Raw genomic sequence first — 15445 nt, forward strand, 5'->3', positions numbered from 1 at the left:
GGGCAGCGGGCAGCGGGCAGCGGGCAGCGGGCAGCGGGGGCAACGTGCGCCACCCCGCCCGTGCCGAGGGCGGGGTGGAACAAAAACGGGCACCACCCCGCCCGCGCTTCCCTTTTCCCTTTTCCCTTTTCCCTTTTCCCTTTTCCCTTTTCCCGCCTACCCCCAGCCCTCCCCCAGCGACGTCACGTGGACCATGTTGGTCCGGCCCAGGGCCGGCAGCGGGAGGCCCGCCGTGACCACGACGCGGTCGCCCCGCTCGTAGGTCTCGCTCTCCAGGAGCACGCGATGGACCGTCCGCACGCCGTCGTCGGTGTGCTCCTGGAACGGGATGGGGATGGGCTCGACGCCCCACGTCAGCGCGATCCGCCCGAGTGCCATCTCGTCGTCGGTGAAGGCGTAGATGGGGACGTCCGGGCGGTGGCTGGCGATGGCCCGGGCCGTCGAGCCGCTGTGCGTGAGGCACCCGATGGCGCGGGCGTGCGTCTGCTCGGCCAGCTGGACGGCCATGTAGGAGACGGCCTCGGTGACGGGCGCCACGTTGTCGTGGACGGCGTCGACCGTCTGGCGCCCGCCGAGCCGCCGGCGGTTGGCCTCGACCGAGCGGACGATCTCGTCCATCACGCGGACCGTCTCGACCGGGTACTTACCGGCCGCCGTCTCGCCCGAGAGCATGACGGCGTCGGAGCCGTCGAGGACCGCGTTCGCCACGTCGGTCGCCTCCGCCCGCGTCGGGCGCGGGTTCTCCATCATCGACTCCAGCATCTGGGTCGCCGTGATGACCGGCTTCGAGGCTTCGAGGCACTTGCGGATCAGCTGCTTCTGGACGATCGGGACCTCCTGCATGGGGATCTCGATGCCCAAGTCGCCGCGGGCCACCATCACCCCGTAGCTGCTGTCGAGGATGGCGTCGAAGTCCTCGACGGCCTCGGGCTTCTCGATCTTCGAGATGACGGCGATGTCCTTGCCGCTCTCCTTCACGCGCCCGACGAGGTCGGCCACGTCGCTCCCCGAGCGGACGAACGAGAGCGCGATGAGGTCGACGTCGTGAGCCAGCCCGAACGCGAGGTCGCGGACGTCCTTCTCGGTCAGCGACGGCCGCGCCGACTTCAGCTTGGGCAGGTTGACGCCCTTGCGCGACCGGAGCGGGCCGCCGACGACGACCTCGGTCTGCACGTCGACGCCGTTGATGGCCGTCACCACGAGCTCCAGGTGGCCGTCGTCGAGCAGGATCCGGTTCCCCTCCGACACCTCCTCGGCGAGCGCCGGGTAGCTCACGTGGACGCGCCGGCCGTCGCCCTCGGCGACCGGCGCCGACGTGAGCACGAGCGGCTCGCCGCGGTGGATGAGCACGCCGCCGTCGCGGACCTCGCCGAGCCGGATCTTCGGCCCCTGGAGGTCCTGGAGGATGGGGACCACGCGGCCCGCCCGCTTCGCCTCCTCGCGGACGACCTCCATCATGCGGCGGTGGTCGTCGTGCGAGCCGTGCGAAAAGTTGAGCCGGGCCACGTCCATGCCGGCCCCGATCAGCGCGCGGACGCCGTCGCGGGAGGCGACGGCGGGGCCGAGCGTGCAGACGATTTTCGTGCGACGGGGAGCGGGGCGGAGCATGGGCAGGGCGTGGGCGAGGGAGGCCGTCTAACCTACCCCGCGCGCCCGCTCGGCCGGGGCGAGGAACGGCCTAGACGGCTCGAAATCGCCGGAAGCGCTCCCGGAGGAGCCCCGGCTCGCCCGCCGCCCCGCCCCTACTCCACGACGTAGACGACGGCGCCGCGGCCGCCCTGGCGGCTGTGGACCGGCCCGGTCCCGTTCCCGGTCCAGATGGCGCCGGCACGGGGCGGGGCCGCGTCCGCGACGTCTACCGCCCCGCCCTCGTCGGACGGGGCAGGCGGGGCGGCCGCCTCGAAGCGCGCGGCGGCGTCTTGTGCGGCGGGCGGGGCGGGCGCGATCGTCCACCGATCCGGCCCGGCGACGGGCGCGCCGGCGGGGGCCTGGGCGAACCCGCGGAGGCCGGCGTCGAGCGCGCACGAGACGAGGGCGAGGCTGGCCGCCAGCCCGGCCTCCTGCTCGGACGCCGACAGCGTGGCGGGGTCGACGGGCACGCCGGCCGCGAGGCGGGCGCCGAAGGCGTCGAGGGCTGCCCCGCCCACCCCGATCTCGGGGAGCGCGGCGCGGCGCGCGGCGCAGTCGCACGCCGCCTGGGCCGCCGCCGTGCTGAGGCGGGGGGCTGCCGGGTCGGCCGCGACGGCCATCGTGGCGGCGCACGCGCGGGCAAAGCTCTCCTGGGCCAGGGCGGGGCGGGCGAGGCCGGCGGCAAGGAGAAGGAGGGCGAGGAGCACCGCGAACCGGACGGTCGGCAGGGCCTGCGGGGTCGTGGGCATGGGCAGGGTGGAGAGTCCGCGTCTGGTGTCGGCGTCCCCCGCCCCGCCCCCTAATGGTCGCGCGGATTGTCCGCCCCGCCCGACGCGGAGCGCGCCTGTACGGGCGGGGCGGAGGCCGCGGGTGCCCGCCGGAGTGCCCCGCGGCGCCGATTCCGAGACGGTATTCTCATGATTCTTTAGTGTATGCCACCCCTCGCCGTGGGCTCTCCTTCTCCGACGGGCTGGCTCCACGTCGCGGCGGCCGCGGCGGGCCTTGCCCTCGCCCCGCTCGCGCGGGCGCAACCGACGCCGGCGGACTCGGCCCAGTCCGCCGTGCCCGCCGAGGGACCGGGCGCTGCCTGGGACGCGTCGCTCCCCGACCTCCGCGTCAGTCCGCCGTCCCCCGATTCGAGCGGGCTCGTTTGGTGGCACGTGGCGGCCGCCGGCGCCGGTGCCGGCGCGCTCGGCGCCGCCTTCGTCGAGCGGCTCCACGTGGGGTGGTGGGACGAGCGGAGCCCGCGGTTTCGGATCCTGGGCGACAACGCCTACGCCCTCAACGCCGACAAAATTGGCCACGCCTGGGGCGCCGCGGTCCTCACGCGCACCTCGGCGATGTCGCTCGAAGCGGCCGGCTTGGGGCGCGCCCAGGCCACGGGCGTCGCGGCCGGCGCCGCCTGGGCCATCCTGTTCGTCCACGAGGTCTACGACGGGTACGGCCCCTACTGGGGGTTCTCGCCCGGCGACGTCGCGGGCAACACGGCCGGCGTCGGGTGGGAGGTGGCCCAGCGGCACGTGCCGGCGCTCGAACCGTTCGACTTCAAGCTGAGCTTCTGGCCCAGCGGGGCCGACGAGCGCACGCTCATGGAGGACTACCGCGGGCAGACCTACTGGCTGTCGGTCGTCCCCCACGACGTCGCCCCGGACGCGGCGAAGCCGTTTCTTCCGCCCTGGCTCGGGATCGCCGCCGGGACCACGGTCCGCGGCGCCGACGCCAACGGGTTCCCGACGGAGCGCGAGTGGTACCTCGGCCTCGACCTCAACGTGTGCGGGCTGGGGCTGCGCGGCCCGCTCGCCGGCCCGCTCTGCGAGGCGTTCCGCGTGGTCCACCTCCCGATGCCGGCCCTCCGCATCGCCCCCGAGGTCCGCCCGGTCCTGTTCGGGTACTGACGCCGCCCCGCCCCGCCCCGCCCTCGGCGCGGGCGGGGTGGCGAAATCGGGCGGGGCGGCCGCTCGCTACCCGGCCTCGACGCCCATCGACCGGCTCGACCAGTCGTAGGCGAACCGGGCCAGCTCCGCCCCGCTCTTGAGCCCCAGCTTGCGCTTCACGTTCGCGCGGTAGCTCTCGATCGTCTTGACGGACAGGTTGAGCTCGCCGGCGATCTCGCGCGTCGTCAGGCCGCCGCCGATAAAGCGGACCACCTCGGCCTCGCGGTCCGAGAGGTGCTCGACGGCCGGGCCGCCGCCGTCCGGCCCCTCGACGGCCCGGAGCACGAGCTCGTCGGCCAGCGCGTCGCTCACGTAGAGGTCGCCGCCGAGGACCCGCCGGATGGCCTCGACGACCGCGCGGGGGTCGCCCTGCTTGGTCACGAACCCCTGCGCCCCGGCGCGGAGCACGCGCTCGGCGTAGAACCGCTCCTGGTACATCGACAGGACGAGCACGGGAAGGTCGTCGTACTGCGCGCGGATCTGGCCGATCAGGTCCAGCCCCGACCCCTGCTTGAGGCCGATGTCGAGGAGGACGAGGTCGAACGTCTCGGCGCCCATCAGCTGGAGCGCCTCGTCGGCCGTGGCCGCCTCGCCGGCGACGGCCAGGTCGTCCTCGGCCGCGAACAGCTTGTCGAGCCCCCACCGGACGATCGGGTGGTCGTCGACGACGAGGACGCGGGCGGGCGGGGCGGGCATGGGCGGGGGGGCCTGGAGCGGCAAGGTAGGCGCAGGGTATGTGCGAGACCACCCCGCCCGCGAAGGGGCCGTGACGGCCCGGTGACACCGCGCGGCGGTATCTTTTCCGGGATCGCCCCGCCCCCGCTTTTCCGTCCCCCCCGACGCCATGGCCGAGCTCCCCGACAGCGCCTCCCGGATCATCCCGATCAACATCGAGGAGGAGATGAAGTCCTCCTACATCGACTACTCGATGTCGGTCATCGTCAGCCGGGCGCTCCCCGATGTGCGCGACGGGCTCAAGCCGGTCCAGCGCCGCGTGCTCTACGGGATGCAGGAGCTGGGGCTGGCCGCGGGCCGGGCGCACAAGAAGAGCGCCCGCATCGTGGGCGAGGTGCTCGGCAAGTACCACCCCCACGGCGACCAGTCGGTCTACGACGCGCTCGTGCGGATGGCCCAGGACTTCGCCGTCCGCGGCCCGCTCGTCGACGGCCAGGGCAACTTCGGGAGCATCGACGGCGACTCGGCGGCCGCCATGCGCTACACCGAGGCCCGCCTCACGCGGCTCTCCGAGGAGATCCTCCGCGACCTCGACAAGGAGACCGTCGACTACACGCCGAACTTCGACGGCTCGCTCGAAGAGCCGTCCGTGCTCCCGGCCGCGCTCCCCAACCTGCTCCTCAACGGCGCGAGCGGCATCGCCGTCGGGATGGCGACGAACATCCCGCCCCACAACCTGGGCGAGTTGGTCGACGGCATCGTGGCGTACATCGAGGACCCAGACATCTCGCTGGAGGCGCTCATGGCGCATATCCCCGCCCCGGACTTCCCCACGGGCGGGGTGATCTACGGCGTCGGCGGCGTCCGCGAGGCGTACGCGACCGGGCGGGGCCGCGTGGTCATGCGCGCCCGGATGCACGAGGAGACCATCAAGCGGCGGGGCGGCGACGGCGAGGGCCGCGAGGCGCTCGTCGTGAGCGAGATCCCGTACCAGGTCAACAAGTCCACGCTCATCGAGCAGATCGCCCACGCCGTCCGCGACAAGCGGATCGAGGGCGTCTCCGACCTCCGCGACGAGTCAGACCGCGACGGGATGCGGATCGTGATCGAGCTGCGGCGCGACGCGGTGCCGGCCGTCACGCAGAACCAGCTGTTCAAGTTCACGCGGCTCCAGCAGACGTTCGGCGTCAACACGGTGGCGCTGGTGAACGGGCGGCCGAAGACGCTGGGGCTCAAGGACCTCATCCGGCACTACGTCGACCACCGGCACGAGATCGTCGTGCGGCGGACCGAGTTCGAGCTCCGCAAGGCCGAGGAGCGCGCGCACATCCTGGAGGGGCTGACGGTGGCGCTCGACCACCTCGACGCCGTCATCGCCATCATCCGCCAGTCCGACGACACGGACGCGGCGCGGGCCAACCTCATGGCCGGCGTCTACCCGCAGCGCCTCACGGCCGAGCAGAAGGAGCGGCTGGGGCTGGCCGCCTCGGACCCCGTCGAGATCACCGGCCCGCGCGAGGCAGTCGGCTACGCGCTCACGCGCGAGGACTTCCAGCCGCAGCCGTGGCTGAGCGCGGCCCAGGCCGACGCCATCCTCGCCCTCCGCCTGAGCCGCCTGACCGGCCTGGAGCGCGACAAGATCGCGGCCGAGTACGCCGAGATCCTGAAGGAGGTCGAGCGCCTCCAGTCGATCCTGGCGTCCGAGCCGCTCCGCATGCGGATCATCGCCGACGAGCTCCGCGAGGTGGCCGAGAAGTACGCCGACCCGCGGCGGACGGAGATCGACGTCATGGGCGGCGGCGACATCGACTTGGAGGACCTGATCGAGGACGAGCAGGTCGTGGTGACGATCACGCACCAGGGGCTCGTGAAGCGGACGTCGATGGCCGAGTACCGCACGCAGGGGCGGGGCGGCACGGGCCACCGCGGGACGGGCACGCGCGACGAGGACTTCGTCGAGCACCTGTTCGGGGCGAGCGCCCACGACTACCTCCTCTTCTTTACCGACCACGGCCAGTGCTACTGGCTCCGCGTCTACGACGTGCCCGAGGGGACGCGGACGGGGAAGGGCCGGTCGGTCCGCAACCTCGTCCAGATCGACCAGGACGACCGCGTGCGGGCGGTCCTCGCCATCCGCAAGGAGGACTTCCGCGACGACGACTTCCTCGAGAGCCACTTCGTGCTCATGGCGACGCGGGCGGGCCGCGTCAAGAAGACGCCGCTCGCGGACTTCTCGCGGCCCCGGGCCGACGGGATCATCGCCATCGACGTCGTGGACGGCGACGAGCTCATCGAGGCCCACCTCACCGACGGCGACACCGAGGTGCTGCTGGGGTCGTCGGAGGGCCAAGCCATCCGGTTCCACGAGGGCGACGTCCGCTCGATGGGCCGCAAGAGCCGGGGCGTGGGCGGGATGAAGCTGCCCGGCGGCGAGCGCGTGGTGGGCATGATCGCCGTCCGCCGCGACGGCGCCCAGGTGCTCACGATCTCGCAGAACGGGTACGGCAAGCGGACCGACCTCGACGAGTACCGGGTCCAGAGCCGAAACGGCAAGGGGATCCTGACCCAGAAGACGACCGGCAAGACCGGCCCGCTCGTCGCCATCAAGAGCGTGCTCCCCGACGACCAGCTGATGATCGCGACCGAGGCCGGGACCATGATCCGCATGGCCGTCGAGGACATCTCGGTCTACAGCCGCAACACGCAGGGCGTCCGCGTCATTAACCTCAAGGCGAACGACGCCATCGCCGACGTGGCCCGGCTCGTGATCGAGGACGCCGAGGGCGGGGTGGTCGCCCAGATCGACCCGACGCCGTCGGGTGACGCGCTCGACACGGACGACGGCGTGGCCGGCGACGGGCAGGCGTAGCCGCCCCGCTCGCGCGACCGCCCCGCCCGCACGCCCTTCGCGGGGGCGGGGTGGCCGGCATCTGACCACCCCGCCCGCAGCGGGCGGGGCGGCTCCTACCCCGCCCTACCGCTCCGCCGACGCCGCCCGGCGCACGCGGTCCACGTCATCGGCGTCGATAAGCCCCAACTCGGCCGCCGCCTCGGCCGCCCCGACCGTGTCGCGGACGAGCCGCATCGGCACGCCCCGCATCTCGACGTCGCGCACGATGTGGCCGACCGCCCGGTCGCGGGCGCCGTTGGTCACGTCGCGGACGAGCACGGCGGCCACGCGGGCGGGGCGGCGCGCGACGACCTGCTGGTAGATCTCGGCGTCCTCCTGCCCGCTGTCGCCCACGAGGACCACGCGCAGGTCCGGGTAGAAGTCGAGGAGCGTGTGGATCTGGTCCAGCTTGTGGGCGTGGTGGCCCGACTTGATCAACTTGCCCGGGTCCACCCCAAAGTCTTTCAGGAAGAGCGGCCCCGGCGGCACGCCGCGGTGCTCGAAGGCGCCCGCAAACTGGCGGTACAGGTTCCACGGCGACGACGACACGTAGAAGATCGGGTTCGTCGCCGCCCCGCCCTCGTCCACGAGCGCGCGGTAGAGGGCGCCGACGCCGGGGAAGACCTCGCGCGTCGTGGCGTTGTTGAGGAGCACGACGCGCGCGAACCGGAGCTTGTTGGTGGCCCCGGTGCGGATGACGGTGTCGTCGACGTCGCTCACGACCATGAACCGGGCGTCGGCCGGCGGCACGACGACCCGGGCCGTCGCCTCGGCGTGCTGCGGCTCCTCGACCGTCACGGTCGCCTCGGCCCAGCCGCGCGCGAGCGGTGCGGCCGTCTCGACGTCGAGGCTGTAGTACCCGTCCTCGTCGGTCTCGGTGCGGACCGTCTGCCCGCCGACTTGAACCGTGACCCGGGCGCCCGGCACCTCGTCGCTGAGAAACCGGCGGGCCGTGAGCCGGGCGCTCTCGAGCCGCGTGAGCGCTCCCTCGTGCTCGACCTCTCGGTCGTCCAGGACGCGCCCGAGCAGGCGGACCCGGTCGGGGCGGCCGTAGCCGTGGTACGGCAGTACGTGGACGTCGTCCCACAGGCCGTAGCGGCGGCGGACGGCGCTCAGCGAGCGGTCTACCACGCGCTCGGCGCGGACGAGGATGGACGTGAGGGCGTCGAGCATGGGCGGGGTGGGGTGGGAAGCCACCTACCCGCGCGTCGGGCGCGGAGGTCCGCCACCCCGCCCCGCCCTTTAGGGCCTGCGGCCCCGCTGCGGAGCCCCGCCCATCAGCGCGCCCCGCCCGCCAGCGCGTTTCGCCGCCGCTTGAACGCGACGGCCGCGTTCGTGTAGCCGCCGCCGGCCCCGTCCACAAAGTGGACCTGCCCCCCCATCCGTTCGTAGACGATGCACGTGAGGACGGCCCGGTCCGTGACGTGGAGCCCGTAGGCCAGCCGCCCCGCCCGGTGGAGCCGGTCGAGCGTGGCCTCGAGGCGCCCGCGGTCCGCCGCCCCGCCCGCGAGCACCATGCGGAGGACGCCGTCGAACTTGCGGTAGTCCGTCGAGGCGAGGACCCGCTTGGGGTACTCCTCCCAGTCCGTCTCCTGCGTCCGAGCGCCGAGCCCGATGAGCGTGCGACCGAGCAGGTTCAGCGCCCACATTTTGGCCTGGTAGCGGAGCCGGGCGCCGGGGTGGCGGAGCCTCGCCTCGGGGCTGAGCTTGGAGGGCCGCGCGCTGAGGCGGAGCCGGTCGAGCGTGACCGGGCGCGCGGCGTCGCCGCGGCCGTAGAGGGCCTCGATGGTCCCGAGCACCTCGCGGTACGTCGCGCCGGTGTCGCCGCCGACGGCCTCGACGAGGAGCGACACGGTCTCGCCGCGCGGGCTCTGCACGTCTTCCCACCGGCACTCGAGGCCGGCGTACGGGTCCGCGCCCTCGGGCGGCTCGGCGCGGTTGGCGTAGAGCTCGGCCGTGGCCGGGCTCTTTACCTGGCGCTCGGCCCACTCCACGCCGCGCCCCTGAAACAGGGCCTGCGCGTAGCGGTCCGTCACCTGGAGCCGCGCGACGGCCACGTCGTGTCCGGCCTGCCGGATCGCGGTGACGGGAACGGCGCCGACGCGGAGCGGGAGCCCGAGCCGCGCCGAGGCGTGCTCCTGGAGCGCGGCGAGCGCGCGGAGCGACGCCGGCAGGTGCTCGGGCGGGACGAGGAGCGTGGCCCCATCGCCGCCGAACACGAACGGGAGGTCGGCCCGGTGGCTCGCGTTGAGCACGGCCGCGATCGACGCCGCGCCGACGTAGTTCACGTCCCGGTACCGCCCCGCCCGCACGGCCTCCGTCGAGCCCACGACGTCGGTGAGCACGACGGCCCAGTCGTCCGGGGCCGGCGTGTAGGCCTCGGGGTCGGCGAGCGCGGCGAACCGCTCGACGGCGGTGAGACGGGCGAAGAAATCGGCGGCCACGGGCGGGGCGGGAGGTCAGAGAGCCGGCGGATCAGCAAATCGGTGGGGCCGCCCCGCCCCCACGCACTGAGCGGAGGCCCGACCCGCTGCCTTGCTAGTCGTCGCGGCCCGCGAGGTCCGGCGCGAAGGCGGGCGTGCAGACGGCCCAGTACTCGCACTCGTCCGCCTCCGACGGGTTAAGGTAGCGGACGCGCTCGCCGGCCTCGCACAGCACCGTCTCGCCCGGCCCGACGTCGAGGTGTCCGCCCTCGTGCTCGACGCGCATCGTCCCCCGGACGACGATCGTGACCTCGTCGAAGGCCGGCGTCTGCGCCGGCTCGTCCCACCCCGCCGGGGCCACCATGTGGGCCACCGACAACGCCGCCGTGCCGGTGCGGACGTTCCCGACGTGCTCCTCGATCAGCTTCCCGCCGGGGACGGGGATGCGGGTGGGCGAGGTGATGTGCTGCGGCATGGGCGGGGTAGAGAGCGGAGAGCGGAAGATGTGGCCGGCCGCGCCGAGGGCGGGGCGGGCGTTGGCGCCGCGCCGCGTGGGGCGTCGGACTACGGCGGCCGCGGCGGAACGTAACGACCCGACCGCCCCGCCCCCAACGCCGCCGCCTCGTGGGGGCGGGCGCGCTGGGGGCGGGCCACGCCTCGCCCCGCCCCTCGGACGGCTCGGGCGGGGCGGCCGACCGCTCGGCGGATTCGGGCGCGGCCGCGAAACCTCGGCCCGTACCCTACGCATGAGAGTTCCCCCTCGTCAGCCGCCCCCGCCCATGGTTCTCGCGTTACAACTCGCGGCCCCGGCGGCTCTGCTCGCGCTCCTCCTCCTCGCCGCGCTCCCCGACAAGCGGCCGAGCGGGTAAGCGCTCCGCCAGCGCCCCGGCCCCGCCTCCGCCCCGCCCGACGCCTCGGGCGGGGCGGCGTGCTTTGGGGCCACGTCCGCCAGCGGGGCCGCCCCGCCCGCACGGCGATTCCTGATCGGGCGGCGAACGGGGAGCGGCGGGCGGGGTGGGGCGTACGCCTCGTCCTCTCACCCTCTCGACCATGTCCTTCGGAGACGTCGCCAGCAACCTCCTCTACATCCTCCTCGCCGTCGCCGTCCTGGCCATCTTTATCGTCCTCGCGCGGCAGGCGTTCAAGGACCCGGCCAGCCGCAAGGGCGCTGACGGCGAGAGCGACAAACCGGACGGGACGCTGTAGCGGGCGGGGCGGGCACGCGCCGCGTCCACCCAGAGCCGCCCCGCCCGGCGCCGGGCGGGGCGGCCGGCCGCCTACACTTCGGCCTTGATCGCCCCCTCCAGGATCGCGACGCCGGCGTCGAGGTCGGCGTCGGTGACGGTGAGGGCGGGGCGGAACCGGACCGAGCGCTCGCCGCACCCGAGCACGATCGCGCCGTCGTCGAAGGCCCGCTGGACGACCGCGTTTCGGATCTCTTTCGAGGGCAGGTCGAACGCGCACATCAGGCCCTGCCCGCGGGCGTCGGTCACGGCCTCGTGCGCGGCTTCGAGCTCCTGGAGCCGCGCGAGCAGGTGCTGGCCCATGCGCTCGGCGTTGCCGACGAGGTCGTCGGCCTCGATGACTTCGAGGATGCGGTCGAAGCGGACCATGTCGACGAGGTTGCCGCCCCACGTCGAGTTGATGCGGCTGGACGTGGCGAACACGTGGCCCTCGACCTCGTCCACGCGGCGGCTCGCGAGGATGCCGCAGACCTGGGTCTTCTTGCCGAACGCGATCACGTCGGGCGTCACGCCGAGCCCCTGGTAGGCCCAGAAGGTGCCGGTCAGCCCGACGCCCGTCTGGACCTCGTCGAAGACGAGCAGCGCGTCGAACTCGTCGGCCAGCGCCCTCAGCCCCTGGAAAAACGACGGGCGGAAGTGGTTGTCGCCGCCCTCGCCCTGGACCGGCTCGATGATGAGGGCCGCGATCTCGTCCGGGTGGTCCGTGAACGCCTGGCGGGCCTCGGCGAGCGCGGCCGCCTCACGCTCCTCCACGTTCCCCCCGCGGATCTTGGGGTTCGCGACGCGGGGCCAGTCGAACTTGGGGTAGTGGGCGACCTTGTTGGGGTCCGTGTTCGTGAGCGACATGGTGTAGCCGGTCCGCCCGTGGAACGCCTCGCGGAAGTGGAGGACCTTGTGGCCGCGCTCGCCCGAGTACCCCTTCTGCTGGTTTTTGCGCACCTTCCAATCGAACGCCACCTTCAGCGCGTTCTCGACGGCGAGCGCCCCGCCCGAGACGAAGAACGCGTGGGGCAGCTCGTCCGGAATGCCGACGCGGCTGAACGTGTCAACAAAGCGGGCCAGGTGCGGCGTGTACACGTCGGAGTTGGCCACCTTGTTGAGCGCCGCCTCCATGAGCCGCGCCCGGAACGCCTCGGCCTCCTCGCCCGGCCCGGCGAGGGCGGGGTGGTTCATGCCCAGCGGGTTCGAGGCGTAGAACGTGAACAGGTCGACGTAGTCGCGGCCCGTCGCGGCGTCGCGGAGGTGGGCGCCCTGGCTGGCCTCCATGTCGAGGACGATGGGGTAGCCGTCGGCGAGCAGGTGGCGCCCGATGATGCCGCGGACGTCGGCGGGGGCGGGGAGGCCGTAGCGGGTCTCGGAGGCGGTGATCTGCATGGGGGCGCGGGGTGGAGTCGGAAGTCTGTCGCGCAAGGTAACGGCCCCGGGCGGCGTTCTGGTCCGGTGGGAGCGCTTCCGGGCGACCCGCCGGCCGGAGCGCCCACGAACCTCGCCGCGCCCGCCCCGCCCTCGCTTGCCTATTGCCTATGCGCGCGGGCGGGGCGGCGGCCACGGCTCGGGCGGGGTGACTGACCTGCCCGCGTAAGCCCGCCGCCCGCCCCGCCGTCTGGCGTGGGCGGCCCCGGGGCGGGGCGGCCGCACACGAACGGCCCCGCCTCGCCCTTTGGGTCCGCCCGTACCTTCCCGCGCATCCCTGGGACCCCCACCCCGCCCTTATGCCCGCGACACCCGCCCCGCCCCGCCGCCCCGGAGAGGTCCGGCTCAAGGCCGCCGCCCCGCCCGTGGCGCTCGACACGCCCGAGGGCGACGGCTTCGCCCTCGAACTGCCCGTCGTGCAGAAGCCGCAGGTCGCGAGCCGGCCCGGCGGCCGGCCGCCGTGGCTGCGCGCGAAGCTCCCCTACGGCGAGACGTTCCGCGACGTCCAGAAGACGATCGAGGCCCACGGCCTCCACACCGTCTGCTCGTCGGCCCGGTGCCCGAACATGGGCGAGTGCTGGAGCGCCGGCACGGCGACGTTCATGATCCTCGGGAACGTGTGCACGCGGGGCTGCTCGTTCTGCGCCGTCCTCACGGGCCGCCCCGAGCAGAAGGACCTCGACTGGGACGAGCCCCGGCGCGTGGCCGAGGCCGCCCAGCTCATGGGGCTCCAGCACGTCGTGGTGACGTCGATCAACCGGGACGACCGCGAGGACGGGGGCGCCCCCATCTTCGCCGAGGTCATCCGGCGCGTCCACGACCAGGACCAGACCATCGAGGTGCTCATCCCCGACATGCGCGGGCTCCGCCCCGCCCTCGAGACCGTGTTCGAGGCGCGCCCGGAGGTCCTCAACCACAACGTCGAGACGGTGCCGCGGCTGTACCGCCGCGTCCGCCCCCAGGCCGACTACCAGCGGTCGCTCGACGTGATCCAGCTGGCCAAGACCGAGCACGGCCTCCGCACCAAGTCCGGGATCATGGTGGGCCTGGGCGAGACGCCCGACGAGGTCGTCTCGCTCATGGCCGACTTCGCCGCCCACGGCGTCGACGTGATGACGATCGGCCAGTACCTCCAGCCCACACGCCACCACCTGCCCGTCGAGGAGTTCGTCCACCCCGACCGCTTTGCGTGGTACAAGGAGCAGGGCGAGGCGCTGGGCATCGAGCACGTCGAGAGCGGCCCGCTCGTGCGGAGCTCGTACCACGCCGAGCGGCATGTTTAGGGGGAGGGATGCGGGATGCGGGATGAGAGGAGGGCGGGGGCCGCACCGCCTTCTCTGCTTATCCCTCTATCCCTTGTCCCTCATCCCTCTTCTCCTCGCCGGGTGCGGCGTCGTGCGCGGCGCGTTCGAGCCCTCGGCCCGCGGCGAGGTCGACGCCCACGTCGTCTACCGGCTCCGCCCCGACTGCCCGACGCTCCTGGCCCGGACGACGGACAACGGCTACACGGTCATGACGCCGCTCGGACGGGTCGACGTGCCCCAGCGAAACGCGTTCGTCGGGCTCGGGATCGAGGAGACCGGGCTGTTTGAGGGGCCGGTCCGCGAGGGCCAGTCCGTGTTCCGCTACGTGCCCCCGGCCGAGTCGGGGACGTGGGACGGGGGCGGGGCGGACGTGACCGTCGACGTGAACGCGGTCCGCCTCGACCTGCCCGCCGCGCACGCCCGCGTGACGGACCTGTGCGGCCCGCTCCCCCCAGACGTCGTCGGCGACGACGTCCCGCGCGTCCCGGCGCCGTAGCGGGCGGGGCGGGGTGTAGACTGGCGGGCCATCCCGCCCGCGCGCCATGCCCGCCCCGCCCGCCTACGACGCCGCCGACCCCAGCGCCTACGTCGAGAACGTCCTCGCGCTCGTCGGCGACCGCGACCCGCTCGCGCTCCTCGACGCCGCGCCCGAGCGTGCCGCCGCGGCCGTCGCCGGTCTCTCCGACGCCGATGCCCGCCGGCCGCCCCGCCCCGGCTCGTGGTCCGTGCTGAGCGTGCTCCGCCACCTCGCCGACTCCGAAGTCGTCTACGGCTACCGGCTCCGCCTGATCGTGGCCGCCGACCGGCCCGAGATCGTCGGCTACGACCAGGACGCCTGGGCCGACCGCTTGCACTACAGCCGCGGCACCGTCGCCGAGGCGCTGGGCGACTGGAGGGCGGGGCGGCGCATGACCGTCCGTTTTCTCCGCGCGCTCGACGCGGCCGACTGGGACCGCGTCGGGCTCCACAGCGAGCGGGGCGAGGAGAGCGTCCGCCGCATCGCGACGCTGCTGGCGGGCCACGACCTAAACCACGAGCGCCAGATCGCCGCGGCCCGCGAGACGCTCGGCGTCTGAGGCCGCCCCGCCCCCGAACGCGGGCACGACCGAGCGGGCGGGGCGGCAGACCGAGCGGGCGGGGCGGCAGACCGAGCGGGCGGGGCGGCGCTCGCTACGCCTTGACCGCCACGCCCACGTAGCCCACGGCCTCGGTCGACGTGTAGGTAAACCGGAAGCCCGGATCGATGCGCCGCCGGGCGACCGAGCGCCAGAACGCGCCGTCCAGGCGCGGCCGCATCCCGCGCACCTCCTCCACGCGGAGACCGGCCGCCCGCGCGTAGCCGCGGAGCGTCTCGGGCGGGATGAACAGGCGCCACACGTGGAGGTGCTGCGGCGCGTCGCGCACGACGGCCTTGAACCCGTGGACGGCCACGAGCCACGACAGCGGCGTCTGGTTGAACGTGTTGAACACGACCACCCCGCCCGGCCGGACGGCCCGGGCCGCCTCGGCGATCGCGCGGGCGGGCTCCTCGACGTGTTCGAGCACGTCGAGCAGGAGGACCGCGTCGTAGGCGCCGTCCTCGGCGTCCAGCGCCAGGGCGTCGCCCACGCGGAACGTGGCGTCGGGCACGCGCTGCCGGGCCACGGCCAGCGACCCTTCGGACAGGTCGACGCCCTCGACGCGGTAGCCGGCGTCGGCCAGCGGGAGCGACACGAGCCCCGCCCCGCACGCCACGTCGAGCACGCGGGCGCCCTCGTCGATCCCGTGCCGGTCGAGCACTTCGCGGACGTAGGCCGTCTTGAGGATGCCCTCGGCCCGGAGCAGCGCGATCGCGTGGCCGTCGTCCTCGAACCAGCGGTCCCCGAGGTCGTCGTAAAAGGCGTTGTTGACAGCAGGCACGGCGGAAGGCGGAAGGCGGAAGGCGGAAGGCGGA

14 protein-coding genes are annotated in these 15445 nt (G+C 73.9%); 6 read left to right on the forward strand and 8 right to left on the reverse strand.

Features of this window, described 5'->3' with window-relative positions:
• Positions 1-156: 156 nt before the first annotated feature.
• Together pyk and RM540_RS15410 are read right to left on the reverse strand one after the other, a co-directional pair.
• The gene (gene pyk / locus RM540_RS15405) at positions 157-1608 is read right to left on the reverse strand and encodes a pyruvate kinase (RefSeq protein ID WP_311665744.1); all 1452 of its coding nucleotides are present in this window, start codon (positions 1606-1608) and stop codon (positions 157-159) included.
• A 134-nt stretch (positions 1609-1742) separates the two neighbouring features.
• Positions 1743-2378, reverse strand: a complete 636-nt coding sequence (locus RM540_RS15410; RefSeq protein ID WP_311665746.1) for a hypothetical protein — start codon at positions 2376-2378, stop codon at positions 1743-1745.
• 183 nt (positions 2379-2561) lie between these two features.
• Here RM540_RS15410 and RM540_RS15415 point away from each other — a divergent pair, with 183 nt between their 5' ends.
• Positions 2562-3524, forward strand: coding sequence for a DUF2279 domain-containing protein (locus tag RM540_RS15415; protein ID WP_311665748.1), 963 nt, complete (start codon positions 2562-2564; stop codon positions 3522-3524).
• Positions 3525-3590: 66 nt separating this feature from the next.
• On the opposite strand, the gene RM540_RS15420 is transcribed toward RM540_RS15415, so the two are convergent.
• Positions 3591-4259 carry a response regulator transcription factor gene (locus RM540_RS15420; protein ID WP_311665750.1) on the reverse strand — a complete coding sequence of 223 codons (669 nt, stop codon included), beginning with the start codon at positions 4257-4259 and terminating at the stop codon, positions 3591-3593.
• 148 nt (positions 4260-4407) lie between these two features.
• On the opposite strand from RM540_RS15420, the gene gyrA reads away from it, so the two are divergent.
• Complete coding sequence (gene gyrA / locus RM540_RS15425; RefSeq protein ID WP_311665752.1) at positions 4408-7107, forward strand: DNA gyrase subunit A; 2700 nt, start codon at positions 4408-4410, stop codon at positions 7105-7107.
• 105 nt (positions 7108-7212) lie between these two features.
• On the opposite strand, the gene RM540_RS15430 is transcribed toward gyrA, so the two are convergent.
• The 3 genes from RM540_RS15430 to RM540_RS15440 all read right to left on the reverse strand — a co-directional run bounded on the left by RM540_RS15430 (position 7213) and on the right by RM540_RS15440 (position 10026).
• Positions 7213-8301, reverse strand: a complete 1089-nt coding sequence (locus RM540_RS15430) for an App1 family protein phosphatidate phosphatase (protein ID WP_311665754.1) — start codon at positions 8299-8301, stop codon at positions 7213-7215.
• A 104-nt stretch (positions 8302-8405) separates the two neighbouring features.
• Complete coding sequence (locus RM540_RS15435; protein ID WP_311665756.1) at positions 8406-9572, reverse strand: DUF3095 domain-containing protein; 1167 nt, start codon at positions 9570-9572, stop codon at positions 8406-8408.
• Positions 9573-9666: 94 nt separating this feature from the next.
• Positions 9667-10026, reverse strand: a complete 360-nt coding sequence (locus tag RM540_RS15440) for a cupin domain-containing protein (RefSeq protein WP_311665758.1) — start codon at positions 10024-10026, stop codon at positions 9667-9669.
• A gap of 575 nt (positions 10027-10601) precedes the next feature.
• Between RM540_RS15440 and RM540_RS15445 the strand changes: the two genes are divergently transcribed.
• Positions 10602-10757: a hypothetical protein gene (locus RM540_RS15445; RefSeq protein ID WP_311665760.1), complete on the forward strand. Its 156-nt coding sequence runs from the start codon at positions 10602-10604 to the stop codon at positions 10755-10757.
• Positions 10758-10828: 71 nt separating this feature from the next.
• Here RM540_RS15445 and lat read toward each other — a convergent pair whose 3' ends face one another.
• On the reverse strand, positions 10829-12169 hold the full coding sequence (gene lat, locus RM540_RS15450) for an L-lysine 6-transaminase (RefSeq protein WP_311665762.1): 1341 nt from the start codon (positions 12167-12169) through the stop codon (positions 10829-10831).
• Between the two features lie 338 nt (positions 12170-12507).
• Here lat and lipA point away from each other — a divergent pair, with 338 nt between their 5' ends.
• The 3 genes from lipA to RM540_RS15465 all read left to right on the forward strand — a co-directional run bounded on the left by lipA (position 12508) and on the right by RM540_RS15465 (position 14588).
• On the forward strand, positions 12508-13491 hold the full coding sequence (lipA, locus tag RM540_RS15455; RefSeq protein WP_311665764.1) for a lipoyl synthase: 984 nt from the start codon (positions 12508-12510) through the stop codon (positions 13489-13491).
• A 73-nt stretch (positions 13492-13564) separates the two neighbouring features.
• On the forward strand, positions 13565-14008 hold the full coding sequence (locus tag RM540_RS15460; RefSeq protein WP_311665766.1) for a hypothetical protein: 444 nt from the start codon (positions 13565-13567) through the stop codon (positions 14006-14008).
• Positions 14009-14054: 46 nt separating this feature from the next.
• Positions 14055-14588: a DinB family protein gene (locus tag RM540_RS15465; protein ID WP_311665768.1), complete on the forward strand. Its 534-nt coding sequence runs from the start codon at positions 14055-14057 to the stop codon at positions 14586-14588.
• Between the two features lie 94 nt (positions 14589-14682).
• Here RM540_RS15465 and ubiG read toward each other — a convergent pair whose 3' ends face one another.
• Entirely contained in the window at positions 14683-15411 is a 729-nt protein-coding gene (gene ubiG, locus RM540_RS15470; RefSeq protein WP_311665770.1) for a bifunctional 2-polyprenyl-6-hydroxyphenol methylase/3-demethylubiquinol 3-O-methyltransferase UbiG, read from the reverse strand.
• Between the last annotated feature and the right edge of the window lie 34 nt (positions 15412-15445).

It is taken from the genome of Rubrivirga litoralis (genome assembly GCF_031846415.1).
In the GTDB taxonomy this organism is placed as follows: domain Bacteria; phylum Bacteroidota; class Rhodothermia; order Rhodothermales; family Rubricoccaceae; genus Rubrivirga; species Rubrivirga litoralis.